At 70.6% G+C, this 3,920-nt stretch carries 1 protein-coding gene and 2 pseudogenes; all 3 read right to left on the bottom strand.

Features of this window, described 5'->3' with window-relative positions:
- Window positions 1-1,642, bottom strand: a pseudogene (locus Q0C81_RS17165) (hypothetical protein); the annotation flags it as partial.
- A gap of 119 nt (window positions 1,643-1,761) precedes the next feature.
- Complete coding sequence (locus Q0C81_RS17160) at window positions 1,762-3,072, bottom strand: hypothetical protein (RefSeq protein ID WP_291840863.1); 1,311 nt, start codon at window positions 3,070-3,072, stop codon at window positions 1,762-1,764.
- Window positions 3,073-3,133: 61 nt separating this feature from the next.
- Window positions 3,134-3,920, bottom strand: a pseudogene (locus Q0C81_RS17155) (TonB-dependent receptor); the annotation flags it as partial.

The following is a 3,920-nucleotide window of genomic DNA, read 5'->3' as shown; positions in this document are numbered from 1 at the left end:
CGAAGATGCCGTGCGAAGCCTCGCCGGTGGTGGTGATGAAGGTGCCGTTCTGGGCGAAGACCTGGGCGATCTGTCCGTTGCCGCCCGTGCCGCCGCCTGATCCGATCGTGCCCAGGCCGACGCTGAAGCCGCCTTCGCCGCCGCCGCCGCCGATCGACTGGGCGAACAGGCCGTAGGAGGCCCGGCCCGAAGTATAGACCTCGGACCCCGTCTGGGCGCGCACGATCGCCGTGCCGCCGTTGCCGCCCGCCGCCCCGTCCGAGCTGAAGGTCACCAGACCCCCGGCGTTCCCGGCGTCGCCGCCGATGCCGCCGATGCTCCGGGCCGTCACGCCGGAAGAGCCGTCGCCCGTGGTGGTGATACGGCCGTAGTTGATCGCTTCCGCCGCGCCGCCGTGGCCGCCGGTGTTGCCCGAGCCGCCGCTGCCGAACAGGCCGTAGCTGCCGCCGCCGCTGCCCGCGCCGCCGCCCAGCGACTGGGCGTAGACGCCGTGCGAGGCGACGCCGCTGGTGGTGATGTTGCTGTAATTGGTGACGGTCGCGCTGCCGCCCGCGCTGCCGCTGCCGCCCGACCCGCCGGTGGAGAAGCCGTAGCCCGAACCGCCGGCGCCCCCGACGCCCGCCCGGCTCTGGGCCATGACGCCGTGCGAGCCGTTGCCCGAGGTCGAGATGGTTCCGACGTGCGAGGTCAGGTTGACGTTGCCGCCCTCGCCGCCCCGCCCGCCCGAGGCGCCGCTGGCGCCCAGGTAGCCGTCGCCGCCCGAGCCGCCGTTGCCGCCCACGCTGGCCACGATGATGCCGGGACGACCGTTGGACGCGGTGCTGATATTGCCATGTGCGGCCGTCACATCGACCGTGATGTCGGCGCCGCGCGAGCCGGCGCCGCCCGAGTTGGCCGAAACGAACAGGGCGCCGTCCCGGCCGCCGCTCCCGCCCGCAGCCTGACGCACGTCGGTGTAGGCGTTGTTGTCGCCCGCGCCGGTGGGGACCGGCAGCGGGCCGGCGGGCCCACCGCCGGGATTGGTGCTCAGCGTCGTGACCGTGTTGACGACCTCGCCGTTGGCCAGCGTCACCGAGACGACCCGGCCCGAGACCGTGGTCTGGGACGCGATGGCCGAGGTCACCGCGGGGTTGGCGGGACTCGGAAGGTGCGCGCCGACGGTGATGGTGGTCAGGATGAACTGGTCGCCGGTCACGATCACGCCGTTGGGGACCACGGCGGTGACGGTGACGTTCAGGCCGGTGACCGGATGCACGATGGTGTCGCCGACCGCGATCGACAGCGGGCTGACGATGACCGGGGCGCTGACCGGCGGCACGTCCGTCGCGGCGGCCGCGGCCATGGGCCAGAAGGCGGCGCCGGCGGCGACGAGGGCGGCGATGCGGCGCAGGTTGCGGGCCAGGCGGCGGTTGCGGATCGTGTCGCCGACGCGGGGACGCCGGGTCTCGCTCGCCAGCGCCATGCGCGCGCAGAGGCGCTGCAGCGAGGCGCGCAGCAGGCCGTCGATATCGTCAGGATGTCCGGCCAGCAGTTCGCACAGGCTGTCCAGCTCGGCGATCGAAGCCTGTCGGGACCGAGCCGGAATGCGTTCCGGTTCAAGATTGCCGGCCAGCTGATCCACCAGCAGCGCGACGCGCGCCAACCGGTTCGCCCTTGCGGAACGCCCCATAACCTTAACCCCTGGTTATCCACCCCGTAGAAACACCTAGCACGCAAATGTGCACAAGGCGTTTCGCTTCTAGGTAGAACAGTTAACCTTACTCAGGGGATTGCGACAAATCGGCAGGACGAGGCGGCCGCCAGCGTCAGACAACGTTGCTGGAAGCCCGCGGGATCGGGCTTCACGCCGGTGTCGATCCAGCCTTCGAGCGCGGTCAGGGCGGTCAGATAGCCGCCGTCCTCCAGCTTGCTGTGCTGGTCTTCGTCGGTCAGCGCCTGCGCCAGCAGGTCCGACCGGCCCGCCCGCGCGACCGTCTCGGCGTACATCGCTTCGGCCTGCCAGGTGACGGTCGGGTCGTGGCGGGCGTGGATGCTCACGGTCGGGGCGACGATCAGGCCGGACAGGTCGGCGTCATAGGCCAATTGCGCCACCGCTCGCGGATCCGCCGTGAACCGCTCAACGCCCGCGTTCAGGGCGGCGTCGTCGGAAGAGCCGCTGTAGACCGTGCGGCTGTTGTCGAACGGATTCAGCCCGCCCAGCCGCTTCTGCACCAGATCCTGGAACAGGAAGGTAGCCCAGTTCATGTGGGCGACGAGTTCGTCTTCCTCGACGCCGGTGACCGCCAGGATATCGCGCAGGCGGCGCGTCTGGTCCGCGCGGCGGTCGCGCTGGGACAGGCCCACCCCGGTGCACTCCACGATCCGGCGGCGCAGCTCGGCCCGGGTCATCGTGGCGTTGGCCGGCAGCCCCTGCCACACCGGATAGGCGCCGTCCTGCCGCGAGGGGTGGTTGCCGCAATAGAACTGGTAGACCGCCCGCAGGTCGGCCCGGAACTGATAGGCCCGCGTGCCGCCCATCAGCACGCCGTTGGTCAGCAGCACGCCGTCGTAGTTCAGCCGGCCGGTCTCGTTCTTGCCGTACAGCTCCGCCGCCTTGGCCGCGACGTTGCCGCCCCATGACTGGCCATGCAGGATGGTGCGCGCGGGGCGTCCGAACTGGTCCCAGAATATCTTGCGGCTGTTGTCCGCGTCCTCGGCGGCCATGCGCACGCCGTAGCCGCCCCGGCGGTAGGTCGATCCGATCCAGGCATAGCCCTGCTTCACCATCACCGAAAACCGGTCCAGGTCCTCCAGGGAGTCCGGGGCTTCAGGATCGCCGGTGCGCGGACCGCCGTGGGCGTGGACGATCAGCTCGTGGTTCCACGCCGTCGGCATGGCGATGATGTACCAGGCGCCGTTGACGTCCCGGCCAGACAGGCACCGGACCTCGCGCCCCACCGACGCCGGGCAGGCGATCGGCGCCTGCTCGCCGGCCGTCAGGGGTGACCGGGCTTGCAGGGCGACAGTCTGGGCGCACGCCGCCGACGGGACCGCCAGCATCAAGGCTCCGATCAGTCCGGCCAGTCGCTTCATGAGGGCTCCGCGCATGCTGGTCCGGCGCGGACCGTTGGATCCGCGCCGGTTCAGTTCAGTCTCAGAACGTCTTGGAAATGTCGACGTACAGGTAACGGCCGTAGGGGCGCTGGACCGAGCCCAGATAGCCGCCGTCGGCCAGCGACGGCCCCTCGTCGGTCAGGTCCCGCACGCCGACGCGGAACTCCGTCCCGGAGGCGGCGCCGAACTGGTCCTCGAACGTGTACTGGCCGTACAGGTTGAAGACCGTCTGGTCCGACACCTTCCACGGCATGCCCGTCGCGCTCAGCAGGCTCGTCTGGAAGACCTCGCTCACATACTGGGTCGAGGCCCCGACCCGCCACGGGCCGTGCCGCCAGGTGAAGCTGGCGTTGATCTTCCATTCCGGACGGCCGTTCTGGGCGATCAGCTGGCTGGAGTCCGGCAGCGGGGTCAGGGCGTTGATGGTCCCGGCCGCGCGGGCCGCGTACAGCGAGTCCACGATCGGACCCGGCGCCCGCGAGAAGGTCAGCAGCTGCTGGGCGTTGGCGCGGAAGATGAAGGTGCCCCACTCGGTGCGACGCTTGGCCCACGAGAAGCCGAAGTCCATGCCTTCCACCGTCTGCGGCAGCAGGTTGATGAACCGGTCGCTGATGGTCTGGGCCGTGCCGACCGCGGCCAGGCCCGTGCCGGCGAACAGGTCGATGTCGTCCTGGTTCGGCGCCGAGCGCACCACGTTCGGGTTGGTCTGGCCCTGCACCCGGTTCAGATACTCCAGCGCCAGGGCCGTCTGGGCGCCCAGCAGGCCGACGATCTGCTCCTGCTCAATCTTCCAGCGGTCGACCGTGAAGGTGAAGTCGCCCAGCACT

The organism is Brevundimonas sp. (genome assembly GCF_023259385.1).
GTDB lineage: Bacteria > Pseudomonadota > Alphaproteobacteria > Caulobacterales > Caulobacteraceae > Brevundimonas.
The sequence above is the reverse complement of the archived record's forward strand: the minus strand, read 5'-3'. Positions and strand labels throughout refer to the sequence as shown.

What these genes read in the sequence shown, in the direction of transcription:
- Q0C81_RS17160 (WP_291840863.1), bottom strand. Translation starts at nt 3,072, where the DNA reads ATGAAGCGACTGGCCGGACTGATCGGAGCCTTGATGCTGGCGGTCCCG.